Origin of the sequence: Streptomyces sp. NPDC096136 (assembly GCF_044763325.1) — a bacterium.
Lineage (GTDB): Bacteria > Actinomycetota > Actinomycetes > Streptomycetales > Streptomycetaceae > Streptomyces.
Genome location: NZ_JBIWFZ010000023.1, coordinates 55,078 through 71,729 on the forward strand (window position 1 = coordinate 55,078; position 16,652 = coordinate 71,729).

Annotated in this window: 15 protein-coding genes and 1 riboswitch; of the genes, 5 read left to right on the forward strand and 10 right to left on the reverse strand. The window is 73.1% G+C overall.

Translation table 11 applies throughout. The annotated features are described in order from the left end of the window. Positions 1-108: 108 nt before the first annotated feature. The 8 genes from ACIRBY_RS32725 to ribD all read right to left on the reverse strand — a co-directional run bounded on the left by ACIRBY_RS32725 (position 109) and on the right by ribD (position 6,114). The gene (locus tag ACIRBY_RS32725; protein ID WP_403907545.1) at positions 109-573 is read right to left on the reverse strand and encodes a PH domain-containing protein; all 465 of its coding nucleotides are present in this window, start codon (positions 571-573) and stop codon (positions 109-111) included. Positions 574-662: 89 nt separating this feature from the next. Continuing rightward, positions 663-1,511, reverse strand: a complete 849-nt coding sequence (gene hisG, locus ACIRBY_RS32730; protein WP_403907547.1) for an ATP phosphoribosyltransferase — start codon at positions 1,509-1,511, stop codon at positions 663-665. Between the two features lie 66 nt (positions 1,512-1,577). Beyond that, on the reverse strand, positions 1,578-1,859 hold the full coding sequence (locus tag ACIRBY_RS32735; RefSeq protein ID WP_042817366.1) for a phosphoribosyl-ATP diphosphatase: 282 nt from the start codon (positions 1,857-1,859) through the stop codon (positions 1,578-1,580). A 58-nt stretch (positions 1,860-1,917) separates the two neighbouring features. Then, on the reverse strand, positions 1,918-2,403 hold the full coding sequence (ribH, locus tag ACIRBY_RS32740; RefSeq protein ID WP_042817356.1) for a 6,7-dimethyl-8-ribityllumazine synthase: 486 nt from the start codon (positions 2,401-2,403) through the stop codon (positions 1,918-1,920). A gap of 71 nt (positions 2,404-2,474) precedes the next feature. Then, positions 2,475-3,779 (reverse strand): bifunctional 3,4-dihydroxy-2-butanone-4-phosphate synthase/GTP cyclohydrolase II, encoded by a 1,305-nt coding sequence (locus tag ACIRBY_RS32745; RefSeq protein ID WP_403907549.1) that lies wholly within the window; start codon positions 3,777-3,779, stop codon positions 2,475-2,477. Further along, the gene (locus ACIRBY_RS32750; protein WP_403907551.1) at positions 3,776-4,429 is read right to left on the reverse strand and encodes a nicotinamide riboside transporter PnuC; all 654 of its coding nucleotides are present in this window, start codon (positions 4,427-4,429) and stop codon (positions 3,776-3,778) included. The genes ACIRBY_RS32745 and ACIRBY_RS32750 overlap by 4 nt, the downstream gene beginning before the upstream one ends. Then, a complete protein-coding gene (locus tag ACIRBY_RS32755) occupies positions 4,426-5,049 on the reverse strand; it encodes a riboflavin synthase (protein WP_403907553.1) in 624 nt (207 codons plus the stop codon). Before ACIRBY_RS32755 ends, ACIRBY_RS32750 begins: the two co-directional genes overlap by 4 nt. Next, positions 5,050-6,114, reverse strand: a complete 1,065-nt coding sequence (ribD, locus tag ACIRBY_RS32760) for a bifunctional diaminohydroxyphosphoribosylaminopyrimidine deaminase/5-amino-6-(5-phosphoribosylamino)uracil reductase RibD (RefSeq protein WP_403907659.1) — start codon at positions 6,112-6,114, stop codon at positions 5,050-5,052. Between the two features lie 215 nt (positions 6,115-6,329). Further along, positions 6,330-6,459: riboswitch (FMN riboswitch) on the reverse strand. Between the two features lie 296 nt (positions 6,460-6,755). Here ribD and ACIRBY_RS32765 point away from each other — a divergent pair. After that, positions 6,756-9,125, forward strand: a complete 2,370-nt coding sequence (locus ACIRBY_RS32765; RefSeq protein WP_403907555.1) for a chitinase C-terminal domain-containing protein — start codon at positions 6,756-6,758, stop codon at positions 9,123-9,125. Between the two features lie 154 nt (positions 9,126-9,279). Then, positions 9,280-10,023, forward strand: a complete 744-nt coding sequence (locus tag ACIRBY_RS32770) for an SDR family oxidoreductase (protein WP_403907557.1) — start codon at positions 9,280-9,282, stop codon at positions 10,021-10,023. Between the two features lie 61 nt (positions 10,024-10,084). Here ACIRBY_RS32770 and ACIRBY_RS32775 read toward each other — a convergent pair whose 3' ends face one another. After that, a complete protein-coding gene (locus ACIRBY_RS32775; RefSeq protein ID WP_403907661.1) occupies positions 10,085-11,236 on the reverse strand; it encodes an ROK family transcriptional regulator in 1,152 nt (383 codons plus the stop codon). Positions 11,237-11,314: 78 nt separating this feature from the next. Between ACIRBY_RS32775 and ACIRBY_RS32780 the strand changes: the two genes are divergently transcribed. The 3 genes from ACIRBY_RS32780 to ACIRBY_RS32790 all read left to right on the forward strand — a co-directional run bounded on the left by ACIRBY_RS32780 (position 11,315) and on the right by ACIRBY_RS32790 (position 14,720). After that, on the forward strand, positions 11,315-12,541 hold the full coding sequence (locus tag ACIRBY_RS32780; protein WP_403907559.1) for an MFS transporter: 1,227 nt from the start codon (positions 11,315-11,317) through the stop codon (positions 12,539-12,541). A 63-nt stretch (positions 12,542-12,604) separates the two neighbouring features. Continuing rightward, the gene (locus ACIRBY_RS32785; RefSeq protein ID WP_403907663.1) at positions 12,605-14,002 is read left to right on the forward strand and encodes a uracil-xanthine permease family protein; all 1,398 of its coding nucleotides are present in this window, start codon (positions 12,605-12,607) and stop codon (positions 14,000-14,002) included. A gap of 76 nt (positions 14,003-14,078) precedes the next feature. Further along, the gene (locus tag ACIRBY_RS32790; RefSeq protein WP_403907561.1) at positions 14,079-14,720 is read left to right on the forward strand and encodes a DUF5995 family protein; all 642 of its coding nucleotides are present in this window, start codon (positions 14,079-14,081) and stop codon (positions 14,718-14,720) included. 194 nt (positions 14,721-14,914) lie between these two features. Here the strand turns inward: ACIRBY_RS32790 and ACIRBY_RS32795 are convergent, their stop codons facing one another. Continuing rightward, positions 14,915-16,612, reverse strand: coding sequence for a flavin monoamine oxidase family protein (locus ACIRBY_RS32795; protein WP_403907563.1), 1,698 nt, complete (start codon positions 16,610-16,612; stop codon positions 14,915-14,917). Between the last annotated feature and the right edge of the window lie 40 nt (positions 16,613-16,652).

A 16,652-nucleotide genomic window follows, 5' to 3' on the forward strand; every position in this document is an offset into this window, starting at 1 on the left:
GGCCACGGGGTCCCGGGGCGGGTGGGTGGGCGCAGTGGTGCGCCGCCCCACCAGGGTAGTCATTGAGATCGCCGCCGCAATGGGACGCAGCGACGGGGTCCGCCCGGCTCAGTGGCCGACGGTGCCGGTCCCGCGGGTCTCGGCGAGGGCGCGCAGGGCGCGGGCGTCGCCGATGGCGCGCGCCTTGGCGATGCCGGGCTGGATGCCCAGGGCGGGCAGGCTGGTGCCGTCGTTCAGGTCGAGGAACACCCACGGGTCGCCGGGGCGGAGGTTGACGCGCAGGATCTGCGCCCACTCCAGGCGGCGGGTGGTGGTGAGGTTGACCACGGTGACCCCGGACTCGTCGGCGACCACCTTCGGGCGGCTGAGCAGGACGAGGACGGAGCCCATCAGGACGGCGGTGACGATGAAGCTGACCCGCTCGCCGGGGCTGAGGTTCTCCAGGAGCAGCGCGATCGCCGTGATGGTGGCGAACATGACGAGGCCGACGCCCAGCAGCACCGCCCGGGTACGGTTCGGCCGGAAGGTGACCGGGAGTTCGGGCAGGGCGGGCTGGGCGGCGGACTCGCTCATGGTGCGGTGGGGCCTTCTGGGGATGGCGTACGGGGGGCGGCGGACGGCCCGGCCGGGTCGCGGGTGACCGGGCCGGGGCCGGACGGGCCCTAGAGGCGGCAGGCGTGGATCGAGGTGGTGAGGATCGCGCGCGCGCCGAGCTCGTACAGGTCGTCCATGATCCGCTGGGCTTCCTTGGCGGGGACCATGGCGCGGACCGCGACCCAGCCCTCGTTGTGGAGCGGGGAGATGGTCGGCGACTCCAGGCCCGGGGTGAGGGCGACCGCGCGCTCCAGGTGCTCGGCGCGGCAGTCGTAGTCCATCATCACGTAGCTGCGGGCCACGAGGACGCCCTGGAGGCGGCGCAGGAACTGCCCGACCTTCGGGTCGTCGTCGCCGGCGCCGGTGCGGCGGATGACGGTCGCCTCGGACTTGAGGATCGGCTCGCCGATGACCTCCAGGCCGGCGTTGCGCAGGCTGGTGCCGGTCTCGACGACGTCGGCGATGACCTGGGCGACGCCGAGCTCGATGGCGGTCTCGACGGCGCCGTCCAGGTGGACGACGGAGGCGTCGACGCCGAGGTCGGCGAGGTGCTTGGCGACGATGCCCTCGTAGGAGGTGGCGATCGTCATCCCGGCGAAGTCCTCGGGGCCCTTCGCGGTGCCGGGCTTGGTGGCGTAGCGGAAGGTGGAGCGGCCGAAGTTCAGCGGCAGGATCTCCTCGGCGTTGGCTCCGGAGTCCAGCAGCAGGTCGCGGCCGGTGATGCCGATGTCGAGCTTGCCCGACGCGACGTAGATCGCGATGTCCTTCGGGCGGAGGTAGAAGAACTCGACCTCGTTGTCGGGGTCGACCGTGACGAGTTCCTTGGACTCCTTGCGCTGGCGGTAGCCGGCCTCATGGAGCATCTCCGACGCCGGTCCGGAGAGCGAACCCTTGTTGGGGACGGCGATGCGCAGCATGGGCTTCCTTCGTGCGTAGGTGCGTAAGGGGGGTGGGCCGGGGGGCCCGGGGCGGAGGGCTCCGGCCTAGAGGTGGGCGTAGACGTCGTCGAGGGAGATCCCGCGCGCCACCATCATCACCTGGACGTGGTAGAGCAGCTGGGAGATCTCCTCGGCGGCGGCGTCCTTGCCCTCGTACTCGGCGGCCATCCAGACCTCGGCGGCCTCCTCGACGATCTTCTTGCCGATGGCATGGACGCCCTTGCCGACGAGCTCGGCGGTGCGGGAGGTGCTGGGGTCGCCGTCGGCGGCCTTGAGCTGGAGCTCGGCGAAGAGCTCTTCGAAGGTCTTAACGGGTGTGTTCGCCATGATGCCCTTAGGGTACGGGTTCACCCGGCCCCCCCGGTGCCGGGGTTCACTCCGTGGACTACCGCCAGGGCTCGCTGACGGTCCGCAGGGTCATGGCGGTGGAGACGGCGGCGGTGACCGCTTCGTGCCCCTTGTCCTCGTTCGATCCCTCCAGGCCGGCACGGTCCAGCGCCTGCTCGTCGTTGTCACAGGTCAGGACGCCGAAGCCGACGGGGACCCCGGTGTCGATCGACACCTGGACCAGACCCTGGGTGACGCCCTGGCAGACGTAGTCGAAGTGCGGGGTGCCGCCGCGGATGACCACGCCGAGGGCGACGATGGCGTCGTAGCCGCGGCCGGCGAGGACCTTGGCGACGACCGGGAGCTCGAAGCTGCCCGGGACGCGCAGCAGGGTGGGCTCGTCGATGCCCAGCTCGTGCAGGGCCCTCAGGGCGCCGTCCACCAGGCCGTCCATGACCTTCTCGTGCCACTGGGCCGCGATCACGGCCACCCGGAGGTCGCCGCAGTTCTTCACGCTCAGTACGGGTGCGCCCTTGCCGCTCACAGCTCTGCTCCTCGGGGGGGTCCGGTGGGTACCGGGGTTGACGGGGGGTGGGGTGGGGTGGTGCGGGGTGACTACTGGTTTCCGCAGGCGGAGGTGGGCACGGCCCCCTCCAGCCAGGGGAGGTCGTGGCCCATGCGGTCGCGCTTGGTGCGCAGGTAGCGCAGGTTGTGCTCGCCGGCGCCGACCGGCATGGCCTCCCGGCCGGCGACGGAGATGCCGTGGCTCTCCAGGGCGTCGGCCTTGTCGGGGTTGTTGGTCAGCAGCCGCACGGTGCGCACGCCCAGGTCGGCGAGGATCTGGGCGCCGGCGCCGTAGTCGCGGGCATCGGCGGGCAGGCCCAGTTCCAGGTTGGCGTCCAGGGTGTCGCGGCCGCGCTCCTGGAGCTCGTAGGCGCGCATCTTGGACAGCAGTCCGATGCCGCGGCCCTCGTGCCCGCGGAGGTAGACGATGACCCCGCGGCCCTCGGCCTGGACCCGGGCCATGGCGGCCTGGAGCTGGGGGCCGCAGTCGCAGCGCTGGGACTGGAAGATGTCGCCGGTCAGGCATTCGGAGTGCATCCGGACGAGGACGTCGCGGCCGTCGCCGATCTCGCCGTGGACGAGGGCGACGTGCTCGACGCCGTCGACGGTGGAGCGGTAGCCGTACGCCGTGAACTCGCCGGCGGCGGTCGGCAGGCTGACCTCGGCCTCGCGGCGGACGGTGGGCTCCGCGGAGCGCCGGTAGGCGATCAGGTCCTCGATGGAGATGATCGTCAGCCCGTGCTTGCGGGCGAAGGGGATCAGCTCGGGCAGCCGCAGCATGACCCCGTCCTCGCCGGCGATCTCCACGATGGCGCCGGCGGGGCGCAGGCCCGCGAGGCGGGCGAGGTCGACGGCGGCCTCGGTGTGGCCGTTGCGGACCAGGACGCCGCCGGGCTTGGCCCGCAGCGGGAAGACGTGTCCGGGGCGGACGAAGTCGCCGGCCTCGGAGGTGCCGTTGGCGAGGAGGCGCAGGGTGGTGGCGCGGTCGGCGGCGGAGATGCCGGTGGTGACGCCGTGGGCGGCGCTCGCGTCGACGGAGACGGTGAAGGCGGTCTTCATCGACTCGGTGTTGTCGCGGACCATCTGCGGGAGCTCCAGGCGCTCCAGCTCGGGGCCCTCCATCGGCGCGCAGATCAGGCCCCGGCACTCGCTCATCATGAACGCGACGATCTCGGGGGTGGCCTTCTCGGCGGCGATGACGAGGTCGCCCTCGTTCTCGCGGTCCTCGTCGTCGACGACGACGACGGGGCGGCCGGCGGCGATGTCGCGGATGGCCTGCTCGACGGGGTCGAGGCGGAAGGACTCCTCGGCGTAGGAGTCGGCCGGGTCGGGCACGGGCTTGAGGACGGGGGTCATGCCGTTGCTCCTTCGAGGGCCGGGGCGGGGGTGGTGCGCGAGCGCTGGTACCAGTCGTGGGCACCCCAGAGCACGAGGGCTCCGTAGATCACGTAGACGAACGCGGAGAAGGCGTAGCCGCTGGTGAAGGCGAGGGGGACGCCGACGGCGTCGACGAGCAGCCAGGCGAACCAGAACTCGACCAGGCCCTTGGCCTGGGCGTACATGGCGACGATCGTGCCGACGAAGATGTAGGCGTCCGGGAGCGGGTTCCAGGACATCCACGGGTAGAGGGTGAAGAGCCCGGTGACGGCGAGGGTGCCGACGGCGGCGGCGCCGAGCAGCAGGCCGCGCTCGCGCCAGGTGGCGAAGCGGACGGCGAGGGAGGCGTCCTGGGCCTGCCGCTTGCCGCGGGTCCACTGGGCCCAGCCCCACAGGGCGACGAGCATGACCACGACCTGCTTGCCGGCGTTGCCGGAGAGGTGGCCGGCGGCGAAGGCGACGAAGAGGATGGCCCCGGAGAGGAACTGGGTCGGCCAGGTCCAGATGGAGCGCCGCCAGCCGAGGGCGAGGGCGGCCAGGCCCATGGTGTTGCCGATGGCGTCGGACCAGATGATCTTCTGGCCGAAGGCGGTGAAGGCTTCGGAGTTCAGCCAGGTCAGGGCGCTCACTTCTGCCCCTCCTCGGCGTGCAGCGGGTCCACGCCGGCGGCGAGCAGCCGCTCGACGTACTTGGCGAGGACGTCGACCTCGAGGTTGACCGGGTCGCCGGGCTGCTTGATGCCCAGGGTGGTCAGCGCGAGGGTGGTGGGGATGAGGCTGATGGTGAAGTGGTCGGCGGCGGCCTCGACGACGGTGAGGCTGACGCCGTCCACCGTGATGGAGCCCTTCTCCACGACGTACCGGGCGAGGTGCGCGGGGAGCGCGACCTTGACGAGCTCCCAGTGCTCGGAGGGGGTGCGGGAGAGGATCTCGCCGGTGCCGTCGACGTGTCCCTGGACCAGGTGCCCGCCGAGGCGGCCGCCGAGGGCCATGGGGCGCTCCAGGTTGACCCGGGAGCCCGCGCCCAGGGCGCCGAGGCTGGAGCGGTTGAGGGTCTCCTGCATGACGTCGGCGGTGAACTCGCCGTCGGCGGTCTCCACGACGGTCAGGCAGACGCCGTTGACGGCGATCGAGTCGCCGTGCTTGGCGCCCTCGGTGACGACCGGGCCGCGCAGGCGGAAGCGGGAGGCCTCGGCGAGCTGCTCGACGGCGGTGACCTCGCCCAGTTCTTCGACGATTCCGGTGAACACTCAGTGCTCCTTGGGGGCGTTGGAGGGGACGGCGGTGATGCGCAGATCGGTGCCGACGCGGACGGCCTCGGTGATGTCGAGGCGTACGGCGTGGGCGATGTTCGTGATGCCGGCGCCGGCGAGGGCGGCGGGGCCGGCGCCGAGGAGGGCCGGGGCGATGTAGCCGACGACGCGGTCGACGGCTCCGGCCTCCAGGAAGGCTCCGGCGAGGGCGGGTCCGCCTTCGAGGAGGACCGAGCGCACCCCGCGGGCGTTCAGCTCGGCGAGCAGGAGCGGGACGGGGACGCGGCCGTCGTGCAGGGGCAGCCGCAGGACGTCGGTGCCGGGCAGGTGGCGGGTGTCGGCGTCCTCGCCGGTGACGATCAGGGTGGGGGCCGCGTCGTCGAGGATGCGGGCGGTGGGGGCCAGGCCGGCGCGGGTGTCGAGGGCGACGCGCAGCGGCTGGACGGCCCCGTCGACCCCGCGGACGGCGAGGTGGGGGTCGTCGGTGCGCAGGGTGCCGCCGCCGACGAGGACGGCGTCGGCCTCGGCGCGCAGCCGGTGGACGTCGGCGCGGGACTCGGCGGAGGTGATCCAGCGGCTGCTGCCGTCCTCGGCGGCGCTGCGGCCGTCGAGGGTGGCGGCGTACTTCCAGGTGACGTGGGGGCGGCCCAGGCGGACGGAGGTGAGCCAGGCGGCGTTGCCCTGCTCGGCCTCGTCGGCCAGCAGGCCCGCCTCTGTGGGGACCCCGGCGGCGCGCAGGGTGGCGCCGCCGCCGCTGGCCTGCGGGTTCGGGTCGGAGACGGCGTAGACCACGCGGGCGATCCCGGCGTCGATGAGCGCCTGCGCGCAGGGGCCGGTGCGGCCGGTGTGGTTGCAGGGTTCGAGGGTGACGTAGGCGGTGGCGCCGCGGGCGGCGTCTCCGGCCGCGCGCAGGGCGTGGACCTCGGCGTGCGGGCCGCCGGCCCGCTGGTGCCAGCCCTCGCCGACGACGGCGCCCGCGGGGTCGGTGATGACGCAGCCGACGACGGGGTTGGGGCTGGTGGAGCCGAGTCCGCGGGAGGCCAGCTCGATGGCCCGGCGCATCGCGGTGGTGCTCGGGTCGGGTGCTGCCTGCGCGGCGTGTGTCGCCACCGGGTCCTCCTGCCTCGTCGGGCACGGACTCCGGGGCCTGTCGGGATACGACAGATGAAGCGGGAAAGCGCACGCGGGAACGCCGGGGCCGGAAAAACGGCCCGTCCGACACGTATCCCTGGGATACGTCGGTGGACCGCCGACGGCGGCGTACCGGTGACTGCCCGCCGCGCACTGCCTCCCATCCGGACTTTAACCGTCGGTCCAGGAATTTCACCTGGTCAACCGGCCGCTGGCTGCGGACGGGTCGCGGACTATACCGCCGGTTCGGAATTACACCGACCCCGGAGTGCGCTGCTACTGGTACTAGGGCCAGTGTGCCACGGGGGATCGGCGGCCATGCGGGTGAACCGCTGTGGCCTGGCTCACAAGGAAGCCGTCCTTGAGCGCCCCTGTGGCGGCGGCGGCGTCCGGAACCCCGCGGATCCGAGGTTGGTCCAGACCTATTGACGGGTTGGTCTAGTCCTCTTAACGTTCCCTTCATCTTCCCGGGAGCCGGCCTGCCGACGTGCGCACGTCACGGGCCAACCAGCGCCGCGTATCCGCCCGTTGCCGCCTTTGGCCCTGCCATCCTCCCCTCCCCAGGAGGCACCATGCCGTCCCCCACCCGTACGAGAGCGATGCTCCTGGCATCCGGCGCCGCGATCGCCGGACTGCTGGTCGGCGGGCTCTCCGCAGGCGTCTCCCACGCCGCCGACAACGAGAGCTGCCGCCCCGACGGGCTCTACAAGACGCCCGGAGTGGACGTCCCCTACTGCTCCGTCTACGACTCCGAGGGCCGCGAGAGGATGGGCGCGGACCACCAGCGCCGCGTCATCGGCTACTTCACCAGCTGGCGCACGGGCAAGGACGGCACCCCGGCCTACCTGGCCAACAACGTCCCGTGGTCGAAGGTCACCCACCTGAACTACGCCTTCGCCCACGTCGGCTCCGACAACAGGATCTCGGTCGGCTCGGACGGCCCGAACAACGCCGCCACCGGGATGACCTGGCCGGGCGTGGCGGGCGCCGAGATGGACCCGGCCCTGCCCTACAAGGGCCACTTCAACCTGCTGAACAAGTTCAAGAAGCAGTACCCGAACGTGAAGACGCTGATCTCGGTCGGCGGCTGGGCCGAGACCGGCGGCTACTTCGGCGACGACGGCAACCGCGTGGCCTCGGGCGGCTTCTACTCGATGGCCACCAACGCCGACGGCTCCGTCAACCAGGCGGGCATCGACACCTTCGCGGACTCCTCGGTGGAGTTCGTCCGCAAGTACGGGTTCAACGGCGTCGACATCGACTACGAGTACCCGACCACGATGAAGGACGCGGGCAACCCTCTGGACTGGCAGCTGTCCAACGCCCGCCGGGCCGGTCTGGTCCAGGGCTACGCGGCGCTGATGAAGTCGCTGCGCGAGAGGCTCGACCGCGCGGGCGCCGCCGACGGCAAGCACTACCTGCTGTCCGTCGCCGCCCCCTCCTCCGGCTACCTGCTGCGGGGCATGGAGACGTTCCAGATGCAGAAGTACCTGGACTACGTCAACATCATGTCCTACGACCTGCACGGCGCCTGGAACGAGTACGTCGGCCCCAACGCCTCCCTCTTCGACGACGGCAAGGACGCCGAGCTGGCGGCCGCGGGCGTCTACTCCACCTCCCAGTACGGCGGCGTCGGCTACCTCAACACCGACTGGGCCTACCACTACTTCCGCGGTTCGATGCCGTCGGGCCGGATCAACATCGGCCTGCCGTACTACACCCGCGGCTTCAAGAACGTGCAGGGCGGCACCGACGGCCTGTGGGGCAAGGCCCCGGCCACCGGCTGCCCGGCGGGCGCCGGTCTGACCAAGTGCGGTGACGGCGCGGTCGGCATCGACAACCTCTGGCACGACCTCGACACCAACGGCGTCGAGTCCCCGGCGGGCTCGAACCCGATGTGGCACGCGAAGAACCTGGAGAAGGGCGTCGTCGGCGACTACGTCACCAGGTACGGCTTCCCCGCGAACACCACGCTGACCGGCACCTACGCCCGCAAGTACGACTCCACGCTGGTGGCGCCGTGGCTGTGGAACGCGCAGAAGAAGGTCTTCCTGTCGACGGAGGACGAGCAGTCCGTCGCCGCCAAGGCCGACTACGTCGTGGACAAGGGCATCGGCGGCACGATGGTCTGGGAGCTGGCGGGCGACTACGCGTACAACGCCGCCAAGGGCCAGTACGAGATGGGCGACACCCTCACCTCCCTGATGTACGACAAGTTCAAGGCGGCCTCCCCCTACGGCGCGAAGAAGGCCGGGGGCACGCTGCCCACCCAGGCGGTGGACATCAAGACGGAGTTCACCGAGTTCAAGCTGGGTGACTCCAACTACCCGATCACCCCGAAGCTGAAGATCACCAACAACACGAAGACCACCCTGCCCGGCGGCACCGAGTTCCAGTTCGACTACGGCACCTCGGCCCCGGCCAACGCCTCGGACCAGTCCGGCTTCGGCACGAAGGTGATCGCCACGGGCCACTCCGGCCCCAACGCCGGCGGCCTGAAGGGCGACTTCCAGCGGGTCTCGCTGAAGCTCCCGGCCTGGCAGACGCTGGCCCCGGGGGCCTCGGTGGACCTGGCGTTCAACTACTACCTGCCGGTGTCCACCCCCTCCAACTGGACGGTGAACATCTCCGGCACCACGTACGCCCTCGCCGGCGACCTGGCGCGCGGCACCACGGTGACGGAGCCGGGCGCCGGCCAGCCCCCGACCACCCCGCCGACCACGCCTCCCACCACCCCGCCGACCACTCCCCCGACGACGCCGCCGACCACGCCCCCGGGCGGGACCTGCACCAACCCGGCGTACGTGGCGGGCACGGTCTACAACGGCGGGACGGTCGTCTCGCACAAGGGCCGCAACTGGAAGGCACAGTGGTGGACGCAGAACGAGGAGCCCGGCACCACCGGCCAGTGGGGCGTCTGGCAGGACCTGGGCGCCTGCTGACACCCTCCGGGTGACACGGACGTGAGGACCCGGTGGCCCGGCGGCCACCGGGTCCCCGCACGTCCGCGGCCCCTCCCGCGCGCCGGTGTCACGTTCCCGCGCCCCCGGCTGTCCTGTGGGGGAAGGCACTCCCCCGCGGAAGGACAACCCCACGATGAGCACGATCCTCGTGACCGGCGGCACCGGCAATCTCGGAGCCCTGGTCGTCACCATGCTGCGCGACCAGGGCCACGAGGTCCGGGCGCTGAGCCGGTCCTCCGCCGCGTACCCGGTCGACCTGCGCGACGGCAGCGGGCTGGACGCGGCGCTGGCGGGGGTGCGGGTGGTGGTCCACTGCGCCAGCTCGCCGCGCGGGGGCGACGACGTGGCCGCCGGGCACCTGATCGACGCGGCCCGGCGCGCCGGGACCGTCACGAACCTCGTCTACATCTCGATCGTCGGCGTGGACGTGGTGCCGTTCGGCTACTACCGGACCAAGCTGCGCGTGGAGCGGATGCTGGAGGGGTCGGGGCTCGGCGTGACGATCCTGCGGACCACCCAGTTCCACGACCTGGTGGCCCAGGTGGCGGGGGCGGCGGCGCGGCTCCCGCTGCCGGTGGTGCCGCTGCCCAAGGGCGTACGGGTGCAGCCGATCGCCGTCGAGGAGGTCGCGGAGCGGCTCGCGGAGCTGGCGGTGCCGGAGGCGGCGGGGCGGGTGGCGGACATGGGCGGGCCGCAGGCGCGGACCCTGGAGGAGTGGGGGCGGGCGTACCTCGCGGCGGCGGGCAGCCGGCGGCGGGTGGTGGGGGTACGGCTCACCGGGCGGGCGTACGCGGCGTTCCGGCGGGGCGGGATCCTGGCCCCTGACCGGGCGGTGGGGCGGATCACGTTCGGGGAGTTCCTGGAGCGGCGCGGCTAGCCGTACGGGGGTGCCGCCGCGCGGGGCCGTCCCCTGCCCGCGCAGCGGTCCCCGGGGGCGGTCAGCCGAAGAGCTCCGCCTGGGCGGCCTCGCGGGCCGCGAGGCGGGCGCCCTCCAGGACCGCCGGGTCGCCGAGGGCCGTGGCCCGGACCTCGGTCGGGACCGGGCTCAGGGCGGCCAGGCGGCGGGCCACCCGCGCGGCCAGGTCCTCTCCGCCCGCGCGGCCGAGCGCCCCGCCGAGGACCACGCAGCCAGGGTCCAGCACCGAGGCGACGGCCGCCGCCCCGAGGGCGAGACGTTCGGCGACCGCCTCCAGGAAGGCCTCCCCGGCGGCCCCGGCCAGCGCCTCCTCCACGGGCCCGCCGAAGCCGTGCTCCACGGCCAGCGCGGCCAGTGCCGCCCGGCCGGCCAGGGCGTGGAAGCCGCCGCCGCAGTCGGTGGCGGAGGGCAGCGCGGCGGTCCCGGGCACCGGCAGGAAGCCGATCTCCCCCGCCCCGCCGGAGGCGCCCCGGCGCAGGCGCCCGTCGAGCACCACCGCGGCCCCGACCCCGGCGCCGAGCCACAGCAGCACGAAGGAGCCCACGTCCCGGGCGGCGCCGACGCGCTGTTCGGCCAGGGCCGCGAGGTTGGTCTCGTTCTCCACCACCACCGTGGCAGGCAGCCGCCGCCGGAGCGCGGCCGCCAGGTCCCGGTGCCAGGCGGGCAGCCCGCCGCTGTCGCGCAGCTCGCCGGTGGCCGGGGCGACCAGGCCCGGCGCGCCGACGACCACCGTGTGCAGCGCCTGCGCCCCGGCCTCCCGGGCCAGGGCCTCCAGCCGGTCCACGGCCTCCCCGACCGCGTCGACGGGCAGTTCCGCCCGGGCCAGCGGGTTGCCCAGCAGGTCCGTGACCACCGCCGTCGCACTGTCGGTCCGGACGTCCAGGGCGGCCAGGTGGGCCCGCCGGGCCACGATCCCGTAGAGGCGGGCGTTGGGGCCGCGGCGCTCCGCCCCGGACTCCCCCACGACCTCGACCAGTCCGGCCGCACCGAGCCGTTCGAGCAGGTCGGCGACGGAGGGGCGGGAGAGTCCGGTCAGCTGCTTGAGCCGGGTGGCCGTCAGCGCCCCCTCGGCCTGGAGGAGTTCGAGCGCGAGCCGGTCGTTCATGGCCCGGGCCGTGCTCGGCGAGGCGGGCGAGGGGGCCGGGGCGGCGGGGGCGGAAGCGGCGGGGGACATCGCCTTCACAGAGGTCACGGGACCCATCCTAGGGAAAGGACTTCAATTATCAGGCAGGCTCCCTGATAGTTTCATTCCATGACGACCGTGACGGCCGGGGAACCCGGCACCGGCCCGGCGCGGCTGCGCCGCGCCCGCTTCGCGATGGCCGCCGTCTTCTGCGCCCACGGCGCGGTGACCGGCTCCTTCGCCACCCGCATCCCCTGGATCCAGGAGCACGCCCAGATCGGCGCCGGCACCCTGGGCCTGGCCCTCGCCTTCCCCGCCCTCGGCGCGGCCGTCGCGATGCCGCTGGCCGGGCGGGTCAACCACCGCTTCGGCGCCCGCGCCGCGCTGCGCGGGCTGCTCGCGCTGTGGACCCTGTCGCTGGTCCTGCCGGGCCTGGCCCCGAACCTGGCCGCCCTGTGCTGCGCCCTCTTCTTCTACGGGGCCGCCGCCGGCATGTCGGACGTGGCCATGAACGCGCTCGGGGTGGAGACCGAGAACCGGCTCGGCCGCTCGATCATGTCCTCGCTGCACGGGATGTGGAGCGTGGGCGCCCTGCTCGGCTCGGCCGCCGGCACGGTCGCCGCGCACGCCGGGACCGACGCCCGGCTGCACCACCTGATCGCCGCCCTCGTCCTGACCGCCGCCGGGCTGGTCGCCGTCCGCGGCGTGCTGGACCTGCGCAGCGAGCCGGATGCGCAGGCGCCGCCCCGCTTCGCCCGGCCTCCGAAGGCCGCCGTGCTGATCGGGGCCGTGGGGTTCTGCGCGGTCTTCGCCGAGGGCGCGAGCCTGGACTGGTCGGCGGTGTTCCTGCGGGACGTGCTCGGCACCGAGGCCGGTGCGGCCGCCGCCTCCACCACGGCGTTCGCACTGACCATGGCCGTGGCCCGGCTGGCCGGGGACCGGGTCGTGGACCGGTTCGGGGCGGTGCGCACCGTCCGGGCGGGCGGCGTACTGGCCACCGCGGGCGGGCTGCTGGTGGTGGCCGTCCGCCAGCCGGCGGCGGCCATGGCCGGGTTCGGGATGATCGGGCTGGGCATCGCGGTGGTGGTGCCGCTGGCCTTCGCGGCGGCGGCGCGCAGCGGGCCGGCCCCCGCACAGGCCATCGCGGGGGTCGCGACGATCACGTACACCTCGGGGCTGATCGCCCCGTCGGCGATCGGCGCGGTGGCGGACGCCACCTCGCTGGTGTGGTCGTTCGGCCTGGTGACGCTGCTGGCGTGCGCCCTGGTCGCGGGGGCGGCGGCGCTGCGGCCGGGGCCCCTGCCGCGTGCCGCGGGCACCGTCAATCGGGACGAACCCGCTGCTACCCGGCCCTAATATATGGCTGGCCGCCCTGCGGTCATGATCCTTGACCTCTCGGCGGAACGGAAGTGGTGGAACATGGGCTTCGGCCTGCGCTGGACCCTGCACGGAGACGGGCGGACCCCCGCCCCCGGCGCGGTGGTGCGGCCGGACGAGCGGCTGTCGTGGCCGCGCACCGCCGGGCTCGGCGCCCAGCACGTCGTCGCGATGTTCGGGGCGAGCTTCGTCGCCCCGGTCCTCATGGGCCTGGACCCGAACCTGGCCATCATGATGTCGGGCGTCGCCACCGCCGTCTTCCTGCTCGCCACGCGCGGGCGGGTCCCCTCGTACCTGGGCTGCTCGCTCGCCTTCGTCGGCGTCGCGGCGGCGATCCGGGCCGGCGGCGGGGACAGCGCGGTGGTCACGGGCGCGGTGTTCGTGGTCGGCGCGGTGCTGTTCCTGGCGGGACTGGCCGTGCGGCGGTTCGGCGCGCGGATCATCCACGCGGCGATGCCGCCGGTGGTGACGGGCGCGGTCGTGATGCTGATCGGGTTCAACCTGGCCCCGGTGACGGCGTCGACGTACTGGCCGCAGGACCAGTGGACGGCGTTGCTGACCATGCTGTTCACCGGGCTGGCCGTGGTGTGCCTGCGCGGCTTCTGGTCGCGGATCGCGATCTTCCTGGGCCTGGTCTTCGGATACGCGCTCTCCTGGGTCCTCGACCTGGTCTTCGGGAAGATCCACTCCCCGGCGGGCGGGACGGAGGCCGTGGACCACTGGCGGCTCGACCTCTCCGGCGTGGGCCAGGCCGACTGGATCGGGCTGCCGACCTTCCACGCGCCGTCCTTCGAGTGGTCGGCGATCCTGATCGCGCTGCCGGTGGTGATCGCGCTGATCGCCGAGAACACGGGGCACATCAAGGCCGTCGGCGAGATGACGGGCGACCCGCTGGACGACGAGCTCGGCACGGCCATCGCCGCCGACGGCGTGGCGTCGATGCTGTCCACGGCCGTCGGCGGCCCGCCGAACACCACGTACTCCGAGAACATCGGCGTCATGGCCGCCACCCGGGTCTACTCCACGGCGGCCTACTGGGCGGCGGCCGGATTCGCGCTGCTCTTCGGCCTGTGCCCGAAGTTCGGCGCGGTCGTCGCCGCGATCCCCGGCGGGGTGCTGGGCGGGATCACCGTGATCCTGTACGGCATGATCGGCCTGCTCGGCGCGCAGATCTGGCTGAACGCGCGGGTGGACCTGAGCAATCCGCTGAACCTGGTGCCGGCCGCGGCGGGCATCATCATCGGCGTCGGCGGCGTCACGCTGCGGTTCAGCGACACCTTCGAGCTCGGCGGCATCGCGCTCGGCACGATCGTGGTGATCACCGGCTACCACGCGCTGCGCCACTTCGCGCCGGAGCACCTCAAGCGGCAGGAGCCGCTGCTGGACTCGGGCACCTCGGCCTACGACGGCTCCGAGGAGCCCGGGGACAAGCGGGGTTGACGGCGCTTCGCCCGAACCGGGGAAGCCTGCGGCCAAGTTCCCCGCGCCGGCCGCCCCGGCTGGGACGCTGCCTGTCATGGAAGCGGTACTCGCGCGGATGCGCGTCCTCGACGAGCGGCTGCCCGCGCAGGACGGCGTCGCCGTCTTCAACCGGGTGTACCTGACCGTGACGCAGACCCTGCACGAGCGGATCGGGCACGGGGGCTTCCCCGAGCCCCGGCGGGCCGAGACGCTCGGCGTGCGGTTCGCCGAGCGGTACCTGACGGCGGTGGAATCGGACCGGGCGCCGGCCTGCTGGCGCCCGCTCCTCCAGTACCGCCGCCACCCGGGGGTGCGGCCGCTCCAGCACGCCCTGGCCGGGATCAACGCCCACATCGGGCACGACCTGGCCCTGGCGGTGGTGTCCACCTGCCGGGTGCTGGACTGCGCCCCGGCGGCCCTGGAGGCCGACTTCCACCGCGTCGGCGACACCCTGGTCTCCCTGGAGGAGCGCATCCGGGAGGACCTGATGCCGGGCCCGGACCTGCTGGAGATCGCCGACCCGCTGACGCACCTGCTGGGTTCCTGGAGCCTGGAGCGCGCCCGCGCGGGCGCCTGGGCGGCGGCCCGCCTCCTGTGGACCCTGCGCCGCTCCCCCGAACTGGCGGAGGAGTTCCGGGAATCCCTCGACGCGGGCGTGGGCCTGGTGGGCCGCTGCCTGCTGACGCCGACGGGCTGAAACCCCGGTGCGGCCGGGACGCACCCCTCCCCAGGTGTACGGATGGCGGGCCGGGGTACGCCGCCTCCCGGCGGCGGCAGCGGCTGCTCTGGGCCCGGGCCGTGTGAGGCGGTCCGGAATAGGGGACGGGCCGCCGCCGCGTGGTGAACGCGGGGGCGGCCCGTGGCCGTGGACCCGGGAGTACCGGTCGGGTACTAGTCCTCGGGGAGTTCGACCGGGGCGATCTCGTCGTAGACGTCGCCCGGGCCGGGGTTGGTGGCGTCCGTGGAGCCGCCGAGGTGGTGCATGACGCCCCAGACCGCGTTCAGGGCGGTCTGGACGGCGCCCTCGGCCCAGCCCGCGGTCCAGGAGATGTCGTCGCCCGCGAGGAAGATGCCGCGCTTGTCCTCGGGGAGGCCGTCCTGCATGAAGTGGGTGAACAGGCGGCGCTGGTAGCGGTAGTGGCCCGGCAGGTTCGCCTTGAACGCGCCCATGAAGTAGGGCTCGTTCTCCCAGCTCACGGTCACCGGGTTGCCGATGATGTGGCGGCGGATGTCGACCTTGGGGTAGATCTCGCCGAGGGACTTCAGCATGACCTCCATCCGCTCGTTCGCGGACAGCGGCAGCCACTTCAGGCTGTCGTCGCACCAGGTGTACGACAGGCAGATGACGGCCGGCCGGTCCGGGCCGTCGTCCAGCAGGTAGGTGCCGCGGGTCATGCGGTCGGTCAGGGTCATCGACATGACGTCGCGGCCCGTCTCCTCGTCCTTGTCCAGCCAGAACGGCCGGTCGACGGGGACGAAGAGCTTGCTGGACTCCATGTAGTGGGTGCGCTCGATCGCCGTCCAGTGGTCGATCGGGAACAGCGTGTCGTCACAGGCGATCTTGGACAGCAGCATCCAGGACTGCGCGGTGAAGATCGCGGCGCGGTACGTGCGGATGTCGCCGTTGGCGTCGGTGACCGTGATGCGGTTGCCCGCGGTGCGGTGCAGGCGGGTCACGGCCGGGCGCGGGGCGCCCTCGTGCAGCGAGGACAGCGAGGTGCCCTGGGCCCAGTGGACGATCTTCTCGGGCTCGCGCTCCCACAGGCGCAGCGGCAGCTGCTGCGAGCCGCCGACGATGCCGCGGTGGTGGTCGTCGGCCTCGGTGTAGACGACGCGGAGGATCTCCAGGATGGAGTTCGGGAAGTCGGTGTCCCAGCCGCCGGTGCCGAAGCCGACCTGGCCGAAGATCTCGCGCTTGCGGAAGGACTGGAAGGCCTCCGACTCGCACAGGAAGCCGTAGAAGGTCTGGTTGTCGAGCTTCTCGACGAGCTTGGCCCAGATCTCGCGGATGCGCGGGACGTCCCGCTCGCGCATCGCCTGGTTCATGTCGGAGAAGTCGGCGCCCTCGTCGAGGCAGGCGTTCCACGCGGCGGCGACGTCGCGGTAGACCTGCGGGAGGTCGGCGATGGTCTCGGCGTAGTGGGTCTCGCCCTTGAGGTCCACGACCGTCGAGGGGGTGGCCTCGGCGAGCGGGTTCGGGAAGGGCTGGGTCTGCAGGCCCACCAGGTCGATGTAGTGCTGGAGCGCCGTGGAGGAGGGCGGGAAGCGCATGGCGCCCATCTCCGCCGTGAGGCCCTCGGTGCCCGGGCCCTCGAAGCCGACGGTGCGCAGGCGGCCGCCGATCTGGTCGGCCTCGTAGACGACGGGCTTGAGGCCCATCTTCATCAGCTCGTAGGCGGAGATGATGCCGGACAGGCCGCCGCCGATGACGGCGACCTCGGTGCCGTGCTCGGTCGCCGGTATCTGGCCCAGGCCCGCCGGGTGGGCGAGGAAGTCGTCGTAGGCGTACGGGAAGTCCGGGCCGAACATGGTGATCGGCAGCTGTCCGTCGCTGTGCGGGACGGCGGTGGTGGGCACCGTGGACGTCATGGGGGTACGTCTCCTTGCGGCAGAGCAGGCAGGGCTGGGG

Bases quoted from the DNA above. Each gene is read 5' to 3' on its own strand.
- ACIRBY_RS32725 (WP_403907545.1), bottom strand. From the start codon at position 573: ATGAGCGAGTCCGCCGCCCAGCCCGCCCTGCCCGAACTCCCGGTCACC.
- hisG (WP_403907547.1), bottom strand. From the start codon at position 1,511: ATGCTGCGCATCGCCGTCCCCAACAAGGGTTCGCTCTCCGGACCGGCG.
- ACIRBY_RS32735 (WP_042817366.1), bottom strand. From the start codon at position 1,859: ATGGCGAACACACCCGTTAAGACCTTCGAAGAGCTCTTCGCCGAGCTC.
- ACIRBY_RS32745 (WP_403907549.1), bottom strand. From the start codon at position 3,779: ATGACCCCCGTCCTCAAGCCCGTGCCCGACCCGGCCGACTCCTACGCC.
- ribD (WP_403907659.1), bottom strand. From the start codon at position 6,114: ATGCGCCGGGCCATCGAGCTGGCCTCCCGCGGACTCGGCTCCACCAGC.
- ACIRBY_RS32765 (WP_403907555.1), top strand. From the start codon at position 6,756: ATGCCGTCCCCCACCCGTACGAGAGCGATGCTCCTGGCATCCGGCGCC.
- ACIRBY_RS32770 (WP_403907557.1), top strand. From the start codon at position 9,280: ATGAGCACGATCCTCGTGACCGGCGGCACCGGCAATCTCGGAGCCCTG.
- ACIRBY_RS32775 (WP_403907661.1), bottom strand. From the start codon at position 11,236: ATGTCCCCCGCCGCTTCCGCCCCCGCCGCCCCGGCCCCCTCGCCCGCC.
- ACIRBY_RS32780 (WP_403907559.1), top strand. From the start codon at position 11,315: ATGACGACCGTGACGGCCGGGGAACCCGGCACCGGCCCGGCGCGGCTG.
- ACIRBY_RS32785 (WP_403907663.1), top strand. From the start codon at position 12,605: ATGGGCTTCGGCCTGCGCTGGACCCTGCACGGAGACGGGCGGACCCCC.
- ACIRBY_RS32790 (WP_403907561.1), top strand. From the start codon at position 14,079: ATGGAAGCGGTACTCGCGCGGATGCGCGTCCTCGACGAGCGGCTGCCC.
- ACIRBY_RS32795 (WP_403907563.1), bottom strand. From the start codon at position 16,612: ATGACGTCCACGGTGCCCACCACCGCCGTCCCGCACAGCGACGGACAG.